The organism is Caulobacter sp. P1_B12_2 (assembly GCF_056406675.1).
Genome location: NZ_JBFTZS010000645.1, coordinates 1 through 1,850 on the forward strand (window position 1 = coordinate 1; position 1,850 = coordinate 1,850).

A 1,850-nucleotide genomic window follows, 5' to 3' on the forward strand; every position below is an offset into this window, starting at 1 on the left:
CTCATCCCGGCGAATGCCGGGACCCAGATCCTATGGCGGAGCGGATGATTGGAAGGGCTCGGCGCTCATGGCGTCAGCCACACCGCTATTCCATCTAGGTCCCGGCATTCGCCGGGATGAGCGGTGATGAGACTAGTCCGCCCAGGCCCGCTTCTTGGCCTGCTTGTTGCTCATCACGAAGCCGATGACCTTGGCCACGGCCTCGAAGTGTTCCGCCGGGATCTGTTCGTCGATGTCCATGGCGGCGTAGAGGGCGCGGGCCAGGGGTGGGTCTTCCAGGATGTAGACGCCGGCCTCCTCGGCCACGGCGCGGATCTTCAAGGCCAGGTCGTCGACGCCCTTGGCCACGCAGATCGGGGCGGCGTTCTCGCCCTGCTCGTACTTCAGCGCCACGGCGTAGTGGGTCGGGTTCATGACGACGACGGTCGCCTTGGGCACGGCCTGCATCATCCGCTGGCGCGAGCGCTGCATGCGCATCTGCTTCTGCTTGCCCTTGATGTGCGGGTCGCCTTCGGACTGCTTCATCTCGTCCTTGACGTCCTGCAGGCTCATCCGCATGCGCTTGTTGAAGCGGATGCGCTGCCAGAACCAGTCGAAGCCGGCCGTGGCGATCAGGAAGATCAGCACCATCCAAAACAGCTTCATGCACAGCTTCATCGACATCGGGATGATCGCCCCGACGTCCATGCCGACCATGTTGGGGATCTCGGCCGCGTTCGGCTTGACCACCAGATAGGCGATCAGGCCGGTGACCAGGAACTTCAGGGCCGACTTGGCGAACTGCACGAAGCCGTCCATGCCGAAGATCCGGCCCAGGCCCTTGATCAGGTCCAGCTTCTTGAGGTCCGGCTTGATCTTGTCGGCCGACAGGATGAAGCCGGTCTGGGCCACGTTGGCCGCCGCGCCCAGCAGGCCCGACACGACCATCACCAGGATGAGGGCCGGCAGGGCCGCCATCACGGCGGTCTTGGCGATCGCCCGGATGCCGCCCTCGACGTCCATCGTGCCCGCATGGGCGAAGAACGGCGTCAGCTGATTGACCATGTCGCGGGTCAGCCAGCCGCCGGCGATGACCACGACGCCGAACGCGCCCGAAAGCGAGGCCAGTTGCGAGATGTCGGCGGATTTCGGGACGTCGCCCTTGGCGCGCGCGTCCGACAGCTTCTTGGCTGTTGGTTCTTCTGTCTTTGACGCGTCGTCCTGATCGTCGGCCATGGCGTCCCCCTAGTTGAACACCGCCAACAGGTCCCGGTACCGATCGGCCCAGACCATGGCGATGCCGCCGAGCGAGAGGCCCAGCAGGGAGAGGCCCAGGATGACGCTGAGCGGCGAGGTCACGAAGAAGATCTGGAAGGACGGCATCACCCGGCCGACCAGGCCGGTGGCCAGGTTGAAGACGATCGAGAACACCAGGACCGGCGCCGACAGCTGGACGCCCAGCTTGAAGCTGTCGGCCACGGTCTGCACCGCCAGGGCGGCGGCGTCGCCCACCGGCACGGGGCGGGTGAACGGGAACAGGTCGTACGACTTGACCATCGCGCCGATGAACAGGTGATGCAGGTCGGTGACCATGATCAGCACCAGGCCCAGCATCGACAGGAAGGTGGCCACCGCGGTGCTGCTGGGCGCGCCGGCCGGGTTGGCGGTCTGGGCGAAGGACAGGGTGGTCTGGATCGAGATGATCTCGCCGGCCGTGGTCAGCGAGCTGACGAACAGCTTCAGCACCATGCCGATCATCAGGCCGATCAGCACCTCGTGCAGCACCGCCCCGCCGATGCCGCCGACGCTGCTGGGCACGGTGGTGATCGTCCGCGAGACCAGGGGCGCCAACAGCATGGCCATCAGCACGG

The 1,850-nt window shown here is 65.9% G+C and carries 2 protein-coding genes; both read right to left on the reverse strand.

All coding sequences use genetic code 11. The features are described from left to right. Nucleotides 1-132 precede the first annotated feature (132 nt). On the reverse strand, nt 133-1,215 hold the full coding sequence (gene flhB / locus AC1DZ6_RS24430) for a flagellar biosynthesis protein FlhB (RefSeq protein ID WP_477099694.1): 1,083 nt from the start codon (nt 1,213-1,215) through the stop codon (nt 133-135). 9 nt (nt 1,216-1,224) lie between these two features. Beyond that, nucleotides 1,225-1,850, reverse strand: a 626-nt coding sequence (fliR, locus tag AC1DZ6_RS24435; protein WP_477099695.1) for a flagellar biosynthetic protein FliR, incomplete at its 5' end; no start/stop codon positions are given.